Below are 15907 nucleotides of genomic sequence, written 5' to 3' on the forward strand. Positions count from 1 at the left end.
ATTTGTTTTTAGAACAAAACGATAATGAAAATAATACTTACAGGTGCAACAGGAGTTTTGGGATCTCATATTATGTATGAAATTCTGGAGCTTTTCATCAACACTAAAATTGATGGAAAACTATTTATTATTGCACGAAATAAAGGAAAAAACTCCGCTTTAGATCGAATAAACGAACTCCTATCCAGTAGTTATACACCTAAAATCATAAAAGACAAAGGAATCGCAAAACTGCACGAATACATTGAAATCATTGATACCGATTTGGCTGTAATTCAAGATACTTTTTCAAGCCAAATAAAAGATGCTTATTTTATCCATTCGGCGGGATTCGTGAATTTATCTACCGATGAAGAACAACGCGAAAAGATTTTTGACGAAAATACCAAAATCACAAAATCCCTTTTCAATCTATTTCATCCTTTTATAAAAAAGTTCATTTACATTGGTACTGCTTTTTCATCTGGAAACCGAAAAGGATTAATTGACAATGATTTTCATAGTTTAGGATTCAAACCGGAGCATCGCAATGCGTATGAAAATGCCAAATTCCATTCAGAAAATTTTATAGCAGAAGAATGTAAAAAAATAGGCTTACCCTTTCAAATTCTTCGCCCAAGTGTGATTGGAGGCAAAATGTTGGGGAACGAAAACCAGTATTTTATTTCGAAATATATGGTTTTTTATCTTTTGGCTAAATTCTTTCACTTCACTTCCCAACGAAAAGGAGATCAAGAAAATGTGCGTTTTATAGTCAATGAAGACACCGTTTTGAACATTATTCCTGTCGATTATGTGGCAAAAGTGATTGTAAATACATTCGAAAGAGAAGATATTGAACAGCTTAATATTGTACATCATAAAAGTTTCAATATGGTAAATGGATTGCAGTTAATTATGAAGGAAGTTGGTTATACCAATTTTACCTTAATACAAAATTCGTTAGACTTCAAATACAAAAACACTATCGAAAAATTGTATTATGAAAGTATTGGCAAACATTTAAACCCATATTTTACAACAGCTGCCAATGAATATGATACCACTTTGTTGAATTCTATTCTTGAAATACCAAAACTGGACCAGGAGGCATTTACCAATATGATTCGGTATGCGAGATTGAATAACTTTAAAGATATTAATGTGTAATTTTAGGAGCTATTTCCCGCTATACGTTGCAATCTTTTCCTTTTCAAAGAAAAAAGGAAAAGGATTTTCACTGCTATCAGGGCTAAATCGGGAACCATCAAATTTTAGTAAACCATGAATCTTATTTTAGAAACCGACCGATTAATTTTAAGAGAAATGCTAGTTTCAGATGCCGAAGCATTATTTGAAATGGACAGCAATCCTAATGTACATCAATATCTTTGGAACAAACCATTGACAGATATAAGCGAAGTACATGCGTATATCAAGCTTGTCAGAGAACAATACATCCAAAATAACATTGGACGATTTGTGATTATTTTGAAAGAAACAAATGAATTAATTGGTTGGGCCGGATTAAAATACAACACAGAAATGGTGAATAATAAAATTCATTTCTACGATATTGGATATCGGTTAAACGAAAAATTCTGGGGCAAAGGATATGCAAGTGAAGCCAGTTTTGCTTGGCTGGATTATGGTTTTAATGTAATGAATATCAAAATCATGGAAGCCGCAGCGCATACTGCCAATATCGCATCAAACAGAATATTACAAAAAATTGGACTGGAAATGACCGAACAATACTTGGAGGACGGCGTTTCTTGGAATTGGTACGAATTAAAAAATCCTAACCTATAATGAAAACAATAAAAATAGCTGGAGTTCCGGAACATTTCAATCTTCCCTGGCATTTGTCAATAGAAAACGGAGATTTCGAAAAAGAAAACATCGATTTGCAATGGACTGACGTTCCTGAAGGAACCGGAAAAATGTGTCAAATGCTTCGTGATGGCGAAACGGATATTGCCGTAATCCTAACGGAAGGAATCGTAAAAGATATTGTTGCCGGAAACCCGAGTAAAATAGTTCAGGTTTATGTAGAAAGTCCTTTGATTTGGGGAATTCACGTAGCAGCAAAATCAAATTACATGACATTGGCTGACATAGAAAACACCAAAGTGGCGATTTCCAGATTAGGTTCCGGTTCGCAATTAATGGCGTATGTAAATGCTGATAATCAAGGTTGGAAAACAGATAATCTTCAGTTTGAAATTATAAATACCATTGATGGAGCTGTCGAAGCTTTGACAAATGGAACCGCCGATTATTTTATGTGGGAGCGTTTCATGACCAAACCACTTGTAGACAAAGGTATTTTCCGCAGAATTGCTGATTGTCCTACGCCTTGGCCTTGCTTTGTAATTGCGGTTCGTGAGGAAGTTTTGGAAAAAAATCCAGTCCTTATTTCAAAAATTCTTGCTGTCATTAATCAAACTACGCAGGAATTCAAAGATATTCCAAGTATTGACAAAACGTTGGCTTCAAATTACCACCAAAAAATAGAAGATATTCAAGAATGGTTGTCATTAACGCAATGGTCACAAAAACCATTAGCAGCAGAAATGTTAAACAAAGTTCAAAATCAACTTTTTCAACTTAAAATTATCGATAAAAAAGGTACTTTTGAGGATATTGTAAAAACAGTCTAGATTGCTGTTTTTATTTTTGCTATGATAAAAATAAAAGAAATTAATTTTCAGGGTATTAAACAGCGATTTCAGGTCAAAAAACCTTGGGATGACGTTATTATTTTTATCTTGAACATATTAATTGCTATTCCTCTCTTTATTATTGTACATCAAAACTTAATCAATCCCAATTGGTTTCTGAATATAGACAGAGTAGTTTTGTTTCTCTTAATGATTGTTGTTATTCAAATCATCCTTCGATTCTTGAGAACAATTATTCTCTTTTGTATCATTCTATATTTATTGGTTTTAGTTTATGGTTCGACAATTGGAAACTATGGATTTAACAGCGTTTTTGAAGATTATAATTCAATTATGTACACAATGTCAGACAATCCATATCCACAAGATATTATTATTGCAAAATTGCTTCCGTTTCCCAATAAATCAAAAATCATCAATGCCATAGAATATCAAAATCCAAAAATCAGGAATTTTGCGATTATGGCAACATCAAAACATTTCAAAGACATAAAAGGATATTCTGATTACAGAACTATTATACAATGCTTTGCTGTTTTCAAGGAAATTAACAGCAGATGGAACTATGTAAGCGATCCAAAAGCACGTGATTATATCGCTACAGCTACAGAATCACTGCTTTATTTTTCTGGTGACTGTGATGATCATTCGATATTAATGGCTGCCAGTATCAAGTCTATCGGTGGAACTCCTCGATTAATCCATACTACTGGACATATTTATCCCGAAATACTAATTGGCTCTCTGACTGATTTGGAAAAAGTAAATTTTCTAATTAAAAATGTATTATTTGTCAATGAAAGCAATGAACAAAAACTTCATTATCACGTTGATGAGCGCGGCCAAATCTGGATGAATCTTGATTATACTGCCAAATATCCCGGAGGACCTTTCATGTCTGAAGAAATTTTAGGTGCCTTGACATTGGATTAATAACACTTCAAAAGCATTAAAAAAATCTTTAAATAAATGACGAGTTTTTAAAATCAAAACAGAATTATATTAAACACTATTTCATGTTAGATTTAAAATGTTAGCCATTTAAAGTAGTCTTAAATGTATTTTCAATTTAAAAATAATATTTTAAAAAAGTTCAATAAACAAAATATTTTATTTAACTTTGAATTACAAAGTACTTTTAAAAAATAGCATTAAACAAGTAATTAAAAAAAGTTTAAAACATTAAAAATTAAAAATATGGATAATAAATCAAATGTTTGGAATATAATAAGTTGGGGGTTTGGAATAGTTGTTTTGGTAATCGGGATTATAAATACTTTTTGGGGAAATGATCTAGGTTTTGGAGTTTTCCTCATTGTACTTTCTGTGATTTATTTTCCACCGACAAATGTAATTTTCAAGAAAATAACTGGTTTTTCAATTCCGCTTGTAATAAAAATTCTATTGGGTCTTTTTATCATTTGGGCGGCATTAGGCGTGGGTGAATTGTTCAATAAAATAGAACTAATGATGATGGATTTAGAATAAACCGCGCAAATCATAAACTAAAAGAAATGAAAAAACTCCGTTATTTCTAATGGAGTTTTATACATTCAAAACAAGTTTAATTACAAACCATTTTTTTAGTTTAGCTTTTTTCCTTTTAAAATTTGTCCTTCTTTGGTAAATTCTAAATCAATATTATTCGTTAAATCAACGTCGAGGTTTTTGTGCCCATAATCAATATGTGTAATTTTTTCATTCGGATAATTTTTTGCCACATAATCTTTGACTGTTGCGGGAATGAATGCGGTTGGAATCGGTTTCTTGCCACCATCTACCTCACGGTAAGAACCATCTTTCCAAAATTCTACCTCAGTACCATCTTTAAGCTTGACTTCATAGCCTTTTTCACCATATTCCGCATCTTTCTTGGCGATATTAACTGATGTATGGCTAAAATATTTTTGAAGGAAATCCTGAGCTGCTATTGGTAATTCAGTGATTTCTATTCTCTTTTGCGCGCTCGCCGATAATACAAAACCTAGTAATAATGCGACTAAAGTGATTTTCCTTTTCATGGTTTCCATATTTAGGTTATCGTATTGCTAATTTACGATAAGTAAAAATGCATTCAAATCAATTTAAGAAACCTTTAATTTTTATGATACTTTTTTTTAATACTTATATCTGCCAAACTCTAAGAAATAAAAAACTCCATTGTTTCTAATGAAGTTTGTCTTGTCCTCCTTGTGAACCTGTTTACACCCTTTTTTTGCAAGATTTCAATAAAATAGCGCTGAGAAATCCTTTCTATTTCAATTTGAAAAAGTAGTTTTGTGCTGTAAATCTTTTATCCTAAACTTACGCAACTGCCACAAGCGGCAAAAAGCTGAAAAATGTAAGTTTCTGCCGTACATTATATAGAAGTTAATAATTAGGACCAGCATAGTTAAATCAATACCGAAGTGAAAAAAGTGGAAAATGAAGAAGTAAGCTGGACTATGTGCGTAGAATGTCAAGGAAGAGGCAAGAAAAGTCGAGGACTAACTAAGAAAGCACGACTACTCCACCAGCTAGCATTAGACCAATTTAAAAAGACGAATGGTGAAGGAACAGCTCCAGTTCCTCCTAAAGGCCATCTTCACTCCTGCCCGAAATGTTCCGGATCCGGGCTGCTTCGTTCTTCCAGTCCTACAATAGCGGATAAAGAAAACTATCCACACTTAGCCATTATTGGTGGCGGTATTGGCGGTGTGGCTCTTGCTGTGGCTTGTTTGCACCGCGGAATTCCTTTTACGCTTTATGAGCGTGATAATAATTTCGAAGCCAGGTCTCAGGGCTACGGACTCACTCTGCAGCAAGCTAGTAAAGCGATTGAGGGATTGGGTATTTTCTCGCTGGAAGAAGGAGTAATTTCAACCAGACATTTGGTTCATACGACAGCAGGGAAAATAATCGGTGAATGGGGAGTCAGAAAATGGATACAGTCAGATACAAAAACTTTTCAAAAACGTACTAATATCCATATTGCACGACAATCTTTACGCTTAGCGTTAATTCAACAACTCGGCGGACAGGATGCGGTTCAATGGGGGCATCAGTTATTAGATTATAAGGAAAGTGATGGTAACGGTGTTGATTTAAGTTTTCAAGTGAATGGGGAAATCAAGCATACCAAAGCAGATCTTGTAGTTGGAGCCGATGGTATTCGCAGTTCAGTACGGAGGTTGCTGATTGGTGCCGATATCAGCCCTTTACGTTACTTGGATTGTATAGTGATATTGGGTATCTGTCCTTTGAAAGCACTCGAAAATCTTGATAGTTCTTTACTGGACTCGGCCACTGTATTTCAGACCGCCAATGGCAATGAACGAATCTACATCATGCCTTATACTTCAGACTCCGTAATGTGGCAATTGAGTTTTCCAATGCCAGAAGAAGAGGCTAAGGCATTAAGTGCTAAAGGACCTCAAGCACTCAAGGAAGAAGCCTGTCGTAGAACTCTGTGGCACAGCCCTATTCCTCAGATTTTAGCGGCAACCCTGGAAGCTCAGATTTCTGGTTATCCGGTGTATGACCGAGAATTACTTGAACCAGAATTATTGGCGAAAGCACAGAAAGTAACCCTGATTGGAGATGCGGCTCACCCTATGAGTCCATTTAAAGGACAGGGTGCAAATCAAGCGCTGCTGGATGCACTATCGTTGGCTCGCGTGATATCAAGAGGATGCAGACCTTTTTCTCAATGGCGAAAAGTCGGACTGAGGAAAAGTGTATTAACGGAGTTTGAATCAGAAATGTTAGCACGGAGTGCTACAAAAGTGAACGACTCTGCAGCCGCCGCACAGTTCCTACATTCCGAAATTGTGCTTCATGAGGGTGATGAGCCTAGAGGACGAATTTTGAAGAAAAAGGACGCTTAGCATAATCCTGTGAATTTACCATTTTATCGCTCAGAGATTTTAAAAAAGTCAAGACATAAAAAAACTCCTTAATTTCTTAAGGAGTTTTTTGTGGGCTTTCAGGGATTGAAATCGAACACTTGATACCTATTTTGACATTTTTTGATAGCTTAAACTAATAAGCATTTAGAAAACGCAAGTGATTAATGGACTGTTCAAATCCTAGAATTAAAAGTTTTACAGGCTACAATTCTACTTCATTAATTTCTCAGCGTCATCAAGTCTTAACGCTACATTATCCCAGTTGATAATATTAAAAAGGGCATCAACAAAATCAGTACGCTTGTTTTTGTATTTCAAATAATAGGCATGTTCCCAAACATCAATAACTAATATTGGAATTGCTCCCCATTGTGTTAGTTTTTCGTGGTTTTCACATTGTAGAACTACAAGACTATCACTATAAGGTTGATAGGCTACTATACCCCAACCATTACCATCCACATTTTTTGCGGTAGCTGCAATTAAGACTTTCAATCTGTCGAAACTACCAAAGCTTTTCTCAATTCGTTTCAGCAAATTTCCTTGTGGCATGTTGCTTTTATTCGTAAGATTTGTCCAAAATATTGAATGTAAGATATGAGATGAAAAATGATACGATAGTTTTTTTGTCCAAAAATCAACTGTTTCCAAATTGTTTTCATCCAATGCTTTTTTAATCATTTGCATATCCTTGTTTGCGCCTTTTACAGCCCCGCCGTGATGAAAAGTATAATGTAGATGTAAGGTTTCCGCATCCATGTAAGGTTCTAAAAAACTTTCGTTATACGGTAATGTTTGTTGGATATAATTACCATTTGCATCAACCAATTTATCAATAGAATTATCGGATAAATTTTCAGCAAACGCATTCGTAGTAGGAAGCACTAATGCTGCTGCTCCAAATAAAGTACTCGATTTTAAAAAATCTTTTCTGTTCATAATATTAATTTTATAAGAACCCCAACAACTGCTGATGCCGCAATAATGTAAGGTTCTTGAATTTTCTTGATATAAAGTAAAGCAAAAATTGTTGCAATAGCTATTAGCGTTGTTGGAATATCCAAAATACTTCTAGATGCAATTACACCAACAGCTCCCACCAATGCCCCAACAACTGCAGCAGTAATTCCATCTACAAAAGCTTTGATAGATTGGTTTTGCGCTATTTTCTTAAAGGATGGAGCCAAAGCGATTGTAAATAAATAACACGGTAAAAATGTAGCGAAAGCAGCAACCAAAGCACCCGGAAAACCAGCAACTAAATAACCAATAAAGCCAACAGTAATAACAACTGGACCAGGTGTAATCATTGCTACGGCAACCGCATCAACAAATTGATGTTCCGTTAACCATTGGTTTTCTACTACGACACCTGAATGTAAAAAGGGGACAATTGCCAGTCCACTACCAAATACAAATGCTCCCGCTTTGGCAAAAAAGATAGCAATTTTCATAAGAGTAGAATTGTCATAGTTACAAAAACCAACTTGTAATAAAACAATAGAATTGGCAGTTTTACCATTAAACCATTTTGGTGGTGCTTTGACAAACATATACATAATCCCCGCCAATACAAATAACAAAACTTGTTCCTGTTGTGTAACCAATGTTACAACTATTGCTACTACAAAAAACAGCCACAATAACCAATTCGTTTTAAAAGAGATTACATTAAATTTGCCGATAGATTTTATAGTTAGTTTATAGGAACTCATTACAATAATACCAATAACAGCCGCACCTACACCATAAAAAACGGCTTGTATCCAAGATAATCCTCCGTATAACTTGTAAACGATGCCCAATAGCACCACCATTATAAAAGAAGGCAAAATAAAGGCAAAACCAATCAACGTTGCCCCTAAAAAACTATAATGTACAAATCCAAGGTAAATGGCTAATTGTGCCGCTAACGGACCTGGTGCTAATTGCGCCAAGGCTAAGCCTTCTTTATATTCATCTTCAGAAATCCATTTTTGATCTTCTACTAAATCTCGGTGCATATAACCAACCAATGCTACTGGACCGCCAAAACCAGTTGTCCCTAATTTCAGGAAATAAAGAAGCAACTCTTTTAAACTATATATTGGATTTTCTTTCATAAATAAGATATTCTAAAAGGCTATACCAAATTGGAAACCTACAGTAAAATTGGCCGGATGGTCATTTCCAAACCTAACCGGTAATGGAATGGCAACATAATAACTGCTGTTGGCATTTTTTATTACCGTTTTGTTGAATACTGGAGTTACGCCATATCTACCATTAGTTTCAAAAGCGGCTCTGCCTGCAAATGTGTAGCCGTTTCCTAGTGCTACCAGCACGCCAGGATGAAATAATAAACTATTGACTTTACTGATTCCATCTTCTGCTCTTATATTAGGAACTATTTCAAAGGAAAAACCAATTTTAGAGTTTTTCCATATGTTAATTCCTGTTGGAAAACCAACAGCGTAATAATCTTTAAAGTTTAAAGTAGTTTCATCTTCACTGAAAGTTACTATAGGATGAACTACACCAAAATAGCCCGTAATTTTTGGATAGGTTGTTTGTCCAATAGCAGAAAAAGAAAATACTAATAAAGCATGAAGCAGAAAATGTTTGAAGGGAATCATATAGTTTGTGTTTTTTTTTACAAAACTATATAGGTTAAATAAGTATAAATAGTATGTTATTTACCTTTTGTATCTGGATTACTTTTTTGTATATTTTTTCGATAGGAGGAAGGATTTTTTCCTGTACTCTGCTTGAATATTCTCGTAAAATGACTTTGATCTGAAAACCCCGTCATATAGGCTATTTCAGTAAGTGTATAGCTTGAATTCTGAATAAGAGTAATTGCTTTCTCTATTCGTAATTTTCTAACATAATCACCAAAATTAAGATCTTCAAAATACTTTGAAAACTCCCTTGATAAGTAGGAAGGATTAAGCTCTAAATCATTAGAAATCTTCTTTAAGTCAAAAGTGAATTGGGTATCAATCTGATCCTGAATAATTGCTTTTAAGTCTTTAACCCAATCTGGTGCTTTCTTATTATTTATTTTTTTCTCCTTTAAAAATTTATGATACACTTCGTGCAACATATTTTCAAAAGGACTATTCTGTAAATGATTTTGTTCATATAAATGTGTAGCCCAACTGTACAGGGCATCATAAATAACCATTCCGCTTTCCAATAATTTATAATCATCAGTAATATTGTAGGAAAGACCAGCTGAAATAGCCCAAAGTCCCGCGGATTCTTTTGCAATATCGTGTCTGTCCGTATCTGCACCACGAACAATATCTGCTATAATTAGAATAGCAGGGTCTTTAATTTCATATTTTTTTACGATGTAGTCAAAGGTACTTTGCTCGTTGTAATGTGTAAATTCCACATTAGGAATGTCAAATGGAATGGCCTCAAACTCTTTTGCTTTATCTAAAACTTCGTTGAATGGAACATAAATAAATTCAGCCTCTAGGTCCACAAAAGTTTTTATCAACCAAGGGGAAGCTATTCTATCAATTTTAGGTCGTTCTCTAGTGATCCATTTCATCTATAGTTGTTTATAAGTTTTTTTTTGTTTAATATATTTTTTATTATTCTTAGAGAGGAGAGAAAAATTCCAGTTGTCTAAAGTAACATTATCAAAAGGGTTGTTGCTTTTTTTTAATGTTTAATTGTAAAAAAACACCCTTTGAATCCGTAAGAAATAAGGGTATTTTTAACTGAATTAATAATTTATAGTTTTACATTTGTAAAAAAATCTTCAATGGAAATTGTTTTCATAATTCTAGTTATCTTTTTATTATTCTATGTCCCTAAATATTTTAAAAAACGTAAATAAATAATTGTACTTGATTTTAGAAACTCTTTTCTGTCCATATTGCAAATTTACGTTTTTTATTCTTCCACATTTTTCATTTTCATCAAAAGTGCATAAGCCCCTTTAATCACAATAGTAGCCTCATTCAAATCATCTGAAATAATTTCAGTAAATTCATTTTCTGTATTTCCTGTTGTTACTTCTTTCATTTCAAATTGCTTGTTTTCCTTTTCTATGAAGATATAATTCTTGTTTTCATAGTTCACAATAGCTTCTGATGGCAACACATTTGATTGTTGACTTTTTAATTCTATTTCAGCATTCATATACATCCCTGGCAAAAGTGATTTGTCATAGCTTGTAAAGTGACAATGCATTTCTGTACTTCTGTTTTCGGAAAAGTCTTTACCAATTAAAATGATTTTACAAGGATATTTTTTTTCTGGATCAGTATTATTATAAGCTATAACTGACTGGCCAATTGCCATTTTGTTAATGTCTTTTTCGAATACGGTTAGTGCCAAATGAATATCAGAAGGATTTACAATCTCGAATAAAATATCGCTTGGATTTACATATTTTCCAGTATTTACATTTACTTTAGACACATATCCGCTTATTGGCGAATAAATATTGATGCTTTTTGAAATATTTTTTGCCGATACATTACTTGGATTTATTCCTACGAATTTTAATTTCTCCCCATACGATTGTACCATTACCGATAGTGAGTTGTATTCTGATTGTGCTTGTTGGTACACTTTATCGCTGCTGGCTTTGCTTCGATTAAGTTCTTTTTGTCTTTCGAATTCGGCTTTTGCATACCCAATTTTTGCTTTTGCTAAAAGGTAATCTTCCTGTAATTGAATGTATTGTTGGTCTTCTACTACGCATAAAACTTGTCCTTTGGTCACATACATTCCCTCTAAAAGTTTGGTGTATTTTAAATATCCTCCCATTGGAACACTTATGGATACTAAATTTTGAGGTGGCACATCTATTTTTCCATTTAACTTTAATAATGATGAAATCTCTTTTTGCTCGATTTTTCCGGTTTCAATACCTGCATTTTTTATTTGTGCATCGGTAAGTGTTGTTGTGTTTTCAATAGCTGGAGTAGCTTCTGTTTCGTTTTCTGTTTTTTTATTACCACACGAGTACAGAAAAAATAACCCTATTAAAGTAATGACTGTATTTTTCATTTATTTTGATATTAAATTTCCTAATTTAAGAATTGTTTCATTGAATTTTCTAACCGTTTCAATGTAGTTACTTTGAATTTCTGTATTTTGATTGATCAACATTACCCACTCCAGATAATTGATGTCACCATTGATGAATTTATCATTAGCGGCTTTAGTTATCAAATCTACATTCTTTAAAGCCTGATTTTCGAAATAAGTAATAGTTTCTTGGTGTTTTTTCGATTCTTGAATTAATTCCTGATACTGACTTTGCAGTTTTAATTTTTCGTTAGTCAAATTATTTTCTGCAATTTGACTGTTGATTTCTAATGCTTTTTGTCTGTTTTTTATGTTTGAATTGAAAAGCGGCAGTGCCACTCCAAATTGTCCATAAACGCCATTATAGCCATCTTGAAACGCAGTATTTGTTTTGAATGTCTGGTAATAAACACCTCCAATTAATTCGGGTAATTTTTTAGATTTTTCGAGTGAAATTTGCGCTTTGTTGCTATTTACTTCTTGCTCAAATAATTTTATACTGGGTTGATTGCTTATAACATTTTTATCTAAATTTTCAGCAAAATCCAATTTGTATTTATCTGAAACCGGGATAAAGTCTTTATCTGTATTAAGAATGTACTTGAATTGCAATTGTGTCATTTTATAATCACTTTGTAATTCCAGAAGTTGAATTTTTATTTGTCCTGATTGATTTTCGGCAGTTGCTTTTTCTAATATATTGCTTTCTCCTTTGTCAAAACGAAGTGTTGATTTTCTTAAAAATTCAGAATAGATACTATCACTTTTTAGCAATAATTTTTCCTTTTCTTTGAGATAAACCATTTCATAAAATACTGTTGTCACTTGTCTTGTCAATTCCTTTCTTTGTAAGACTTCGTTCCATTCGCCAGTTTTGGCTTCTTCAATTAGCAGTTGTTTCTGCCTTTTGTAAACTGTCGGAAATTTAATAGTTTGTGAAACGCCAATTTTTATATCATTAGCATTGCTATTAAACTGACCATATTCCCCAATAATTCCCGTGTTGGAAATATCGTAGCCCGTCTTGGTCATCTTTTGTAAATATTCAGAATTTAGTTTTCCGTTTTTTATTTTTATATTATTCTCCAATGCGGTTTCAATGGCTTTTTCAAGTGAAATTTTTTCTTGGGCACTTGCATTTTGAAAAGAAAAAAACAACCCCAATACCATGATTGTTGTAATTGATTGCATTTTTTTTGATTTTAATTTAGCTCCTTTTTCGAACATAATGTATAAAATTGGTAAAACAAATAAGGTCAATAAAGTAGCAATCAATAGTCCGCCAATAACAACCGTTGCCAATGGTTTTTGTACCTCGGCACCTGAACCGTTGCTTAATGCCATGGGCAAAAATCCTAATGAGGCAACAAATGCAGTCATTAAAACAGGACGTAAACGTATTTTAGTTCCTTGCAAAACAATCGCCTTCAAATCGGTTTCACCTGATTTCCGAATACTGTTAAATTCTGCAATTAATACCAATCCATTCAGAACCGCTACACCAAATAAGGCTATAAAACCAACTCCGGCACTTATACTAAAAGGCATTCCTCGCAACGCTAAAAAGAAAATACCTCCAATTGCAGAAAGTGGAATCGCGGAATAAATCAATAGTCCTTGTTTCACTGAATTGAATGCAAAATAAAGCAAAATAAATATTAATAATAATGAAACCGGAACAGCTATAATTAAACGATTTTTGGCTTCATTTAGGTTTTCAAATGCACCGCCATAAGTAGGATAGTAACCCGCGGGAAATTTTATTTGGGCTTCGACTTTTCCTTGCAACTCTTTTACTATACTTTGCACATCGCGGCCTCGAATATTAAAACCAACCACAATTCTACGTTTAGCGTCTTCTCTTTGTATCTGATTTGGTCCTTCGGTAATTTCAACTTTTGCCAATTGGGATAACGGAATTTGCATACCATTTGGTGTTGGAATTAATAAATTTTGAACATCTGCCAAATCCTGACGTTTTTCGCCTTCCAGACGAACTACTAAATCAAATCTTTTTTCACCTTCGTAAATAACTCCGGTGCTTTGTCCTGCAAATGCGGTATTTACTATTCGATTAATATCTTCAATGTTCAATCCATATTGCGCTATTGTTGACCGATTGTAGTCAATTACCACTTGTGGCATTCCGGTAACGGTTTCTATATAAAGATCAGAAGTACCCTCGACTGTATTCACAATTTTGCCCAGTTTATTAGCGTATAAAGCCAGGGTATCTAAGTTTTCTCCAAATATTTTACAAACCACGTCTTGTCTTGCGCCCGTCATTAATTCATTAAAACGCATTTGTACCGGATATTGAAAACCGTAAGAAACACCTGGAACAGCTTCTAATTCTTTTGCCATTTTTTCTGATAATTCGTCAAAAGTTTCGGCAGAAGTCCATTCGCTTTTGTCTTTTAAAATAATCATCATATCGCTGGCATCAATAGGCATTGGATCGGTTGGTACTTCGCTGCTTCCAGTTTTACCAACAATTTTCTCTACTTCAGGGAACTTTTCTATTAGTATTTTTGCGCCCTGCGAAATAGCTGTCATCGAAGTTTGCAAATTACTTCCCGGTAAAACCCTTGTTTCTACAGCGAAATCCCCTTCTTCTAATGAGGGCATAAATTCACCACCCATAAACGAAAGTGTAATTAATGCCAAAACAAATAATCCCAAAGTTGCAGCAATAATTGTTCGAGGAATTCCTAATGCTTTGTTCAGAAGAGGTTGATAGAAATTTTCTAATTTTTCCATCATTCTATCTGAGAAGTTTTTTTTGTGGGATATGTTTTTATTCAAAAACAAAGCAGTCATCATGGGAACATAAGTCAGCGACAATATAAAAGCACCAAACAGAGCAAACGCAATTGTTTGTGCCATTGGTAAAAACATTTTTCCTTCAATACCTCGCAAAGTAAAAATTGGAATGTATACTATCAATATAATCAGTTCTCCAAAAACGGATACATTACGCATTTTTATAGACGTTTTCAATACGGTGTTATCCATTTCTTGCTGTGAGATTTGAGAAGTTTTCCTGCTGTGTAAACTAAACAAACATGCTTCAACAATAATAACGGCACCATCTACAATCAATCCAAAATCTAATGCTCCTAAACTCATTAAATTACCGCTCACACCAAAAATATTCATCAGTATGACTGCAATTAACATCGCTAAAGGAATAACTGAGGCAACGATTAATCCTGCTCTTATATTTCCTAAAAAGAAAATTAAAACAAATAGGACTATCAATGCTCCTTCTAATAAATTCGTTTCTACCGTTGAAATGGAATTATTTACCATTTTTGTTCGGTCTAAAAAGGGCTCTACAATAACGCCTTCGGGTAAGGTTTTTTGTATTTGCTCGATACGTTCTTTAATTTTTTTAATAACCACATTACTGTTAGCACCCTTTAACATCATAACTACTGCGCCTGAAACTTCACCAGATGGCACTCCTTTTTTATTAAAAGTCATAGCACCATATCGGATAGCACTACCAATGCGAACATCGGCTACATCACGGATAAATAAGGGACTACCGCTACTGGTGTTTTTAATTGAAATGTCTTTTATATTTTCGATGGTATTAATCAATCCTTCACTTCGGATGTATAAAACTTTCGGACCTTTTTCGATATAAGCACCACCAGTATTTTGATTGTTTTTTTCTAAAGCAGAAAAAACATCAGCAATCGTAATATTATACGATTGTAATTTATTGGGGTCAATGGCAATTTCAAATTGTTTTAATTTTCCACCGAAACTACTCACTTCTGCAACACCTTCCACGCTTAATAATTGACGGCGAACAATCCAATCCTGAATGGTTCTCAACTCGGTTACATCATATTTTTTTTCATAACCGGGTTTTGTTCGAACCGCATATTGGTAAATTTCACCCAGCCCAGTAGTTACTGGTGCTAGAAATGGATTGCCTATTCCTTTTGGAATCTGGTCTTTTACCGCACTTAATCGTTCCGTAACTTGTTGTCTAGCCCAATAGACATCAGTTGCATCATCAAAAACAATAGTTACCACTGATAAACCGAAACGAGAAAAACTACGAATTTCTTTCAGTCCAGGAATATTACTATTGGCTTGTTCAATTGGAAATGTAATCAGTCGTTCAATATCAGTTGCGCCCAACGATGGTGCTGATGTGATTACCTGAACTTGATTATCTGTAATATCAGGAACGGCATCGATTGGTAATTTGGTAAATTGATAACTCCCATATCCTATGAGAGCCACAATGAAAAGACCAACGATCAGCTTATTTTTGATTGAAAATTCTATGATTTTATTCAGCAT

Annotated in this window: 13 protein-coding genes; 6 read left to right on the forward strand and 7 right to left on the reverse strand. The window is 33.9% G+C overall.

What is annotated here, in order from left to right; translation table 11 throughout:
- Positions 1-24 precede the first annotated feature (24 nt).
- The 5 genes from Q1W72_RS00360 to Q1W72_RS00380 all read left to right on the forward strand — a co-directional run bounded on the left by Q1W72_RS00360 (position 25) and on the right by Q1W72_RS00380 (position 4151).
- Positions 25-1149, forward strand: a complete 1125-nt coding sequence (locus tag Q1W72_RS00360; protein ID WP_302136674.1) for an SDR family oxidoreductase — start codon at positions 25-27, stop codon at positions 1147-1149.
- Positions 1150-1263: 114 nt separating this feature from the next.
- Positions 1264-1791, forward strand: a complete 528-nt coding sequence (locus Q1W72_RS00365) for a GNAT family N-acetyltransferase (RefSeq protein WP_302136676.1) — start codon at positions 1264-1266, stop codon at positions 1789-1791.
- Positions 1791-2642 (forward strand): substrate-binding domain-containing protein, encoded by an 852-nt coding sequence (locus tag Q1W72_RS00370; RefSeq protein WP_302136678.1) that lies wholly within the window; start codon positions 1791-1793, stop codon positions 2640-2642. The genes Q1W72_RS00365 and Q1W72_RS00370 overlap by 1 nt, the downstream gene beginning before the upstream one ends.
- Positions 2643-2663: 21 nt before the next feature.
- Positions 2664-3596: a transglutaminase gene (locus Q1W72_RS00375; protein ID WP_099715573.1), complete on the forward strand. Its 933-nt coding sequence runs from the start codon at positions 2664-2666 to the stop codon at positions 3594-3596.
- A gap of 264 nt (positions 3597-3860) precedes the next feature.
- The gene (locus Q1W72_RS00380) at positions 3861-4151 is read left to right on the forward strand and encodes a hypothetical protein (protein ID WP_302136680.1); all 291 of its coding nucleotides are present in this window, start codon (positions 3861-3863) and stop codon (positions 4149-4151) included.
- A 95-nt stretch (positions 4152-4246) separates the two neighbouring features.
- Here Q1W72_RS00380 and Q1W72_RS00385 read toward each other — a convergent pair whose 3' ends face one another.
- Positions 4247-4684: a PepSY-like domain-containing protein gene (locus Q1W72_RS00385; protein ID WP_282718253.1), complete on the reverse strand. Its 438-nt coding sequence runs from the start codon at positions 4682-4684 to the stop codon at positions 4247-4249.
- Between the two features lie 387 nt (positions 4685-5071).
- Between Q1W72_RS00385 and Q1W72_RS00390 the strand changes: the two genes are divergently transcribed.
- The gene (locus Q1W72_RS00390) at positions 5072-6529 is read left to right on the forward strand and encodes an NAD(P)/FAD-dependent oxidoreductase (protein ID WP_302136682.1); all 1458 of its coding nucleotides are present in this window, start codon (positions 5072-5074) and stop codon (positions 6527-6529) included.
- Between the two features lie 231 nt (positions 6530-6760).
- Here Q1W72_RS00390 and Q1W72_RS00395 read toward each other — a convergent pair whose 3' ends face one another.
- The 6 genes from Q1W72_RS00395 to Q1W72_RS00420 all read right to left on the reverse strand — a co-directional run bounded on the left by Q1W72_RS00395 (position 6761) and on the right by Q1W72_RS00420 (position 15907).
- Positions 6761-7489 (reverse strand): superoxide dismutase, encoded by a 729-nt coding sequence (locus Q1W72_RS00395; protein WP_302136683.1) that lies wholly within the window; start codon positions 7487-7489, stop codon positions 6761-6763.
- Positions 7486-8652: a chromate transporter gene (locus Q1W72_RS00400; protein WP_302136684.1), complete on the reverse strand. Its 1167-nt coding sequence runs from the start codon at positions 8650-8652 to the stop codon at positions 7486-7488. Before Q1W72_RS00400 ends, Q1W72_RS00395 begins: the two co-directional genes overlap by 4 nt.
- 12 nt (positions 8653-8664) lie before the next feature.
- On the reverse strand, positions 8665-9165 hold the full coding sequence (locus Q1W72_RS00405; RefSeq protein WP_302136685.1) for a hypothetical protein: 501 nt from the start codon (positions 9163-9165) through the stop codon (positions 8665-8667).
- Positions 9166-9221: 56 nt separating this feature from the next.
- On the reverse strand, positions 9222-10091 hold the full coding sequence (locus tag Q1W72_RS00410; protein WP_302136687.1) for a chromate resistance protein ChrB domain-containing protein: 870 nt from the start codon (positions 10089-10091) through the stop codon (positions 9222-9224).
- Between the two features lie 347 nt (positions 10092-10438).
- Complete coding sequence (locus Q1W72_RS00415) at positions 10439-11563, reverse strand: efflux RND transporter periplasmic adaptor subunit (protein ID WP_302136688.1); 1125 nt, start codon at positions 11561-11563, stop codon at positions 10439-10441.
- Positions 11564-15907 carry a CusA/CzcA family heavy metal efflux RND transporter gene (locus tag Q1W72_RS00420; protein ID WP_302136689.1) on the reverse strand — a complete coding sequence of 1448 codons (4344 nt, stop codon included), beginning with the start codon at positions 15905-15907 and terminating at the stop codon, positions 11564-11566.

The sequence above is a fragment of the Flavobacterium sp. ZE23DGlu08 genome, from assembly GCF_030505335.1.
GTDB lineage: Bacteria > Bacteroidota > Bacteroidia > Flavobacteriales > Flavobacteriaceae > Flavobacterium > Flavobacterium algoritolerans.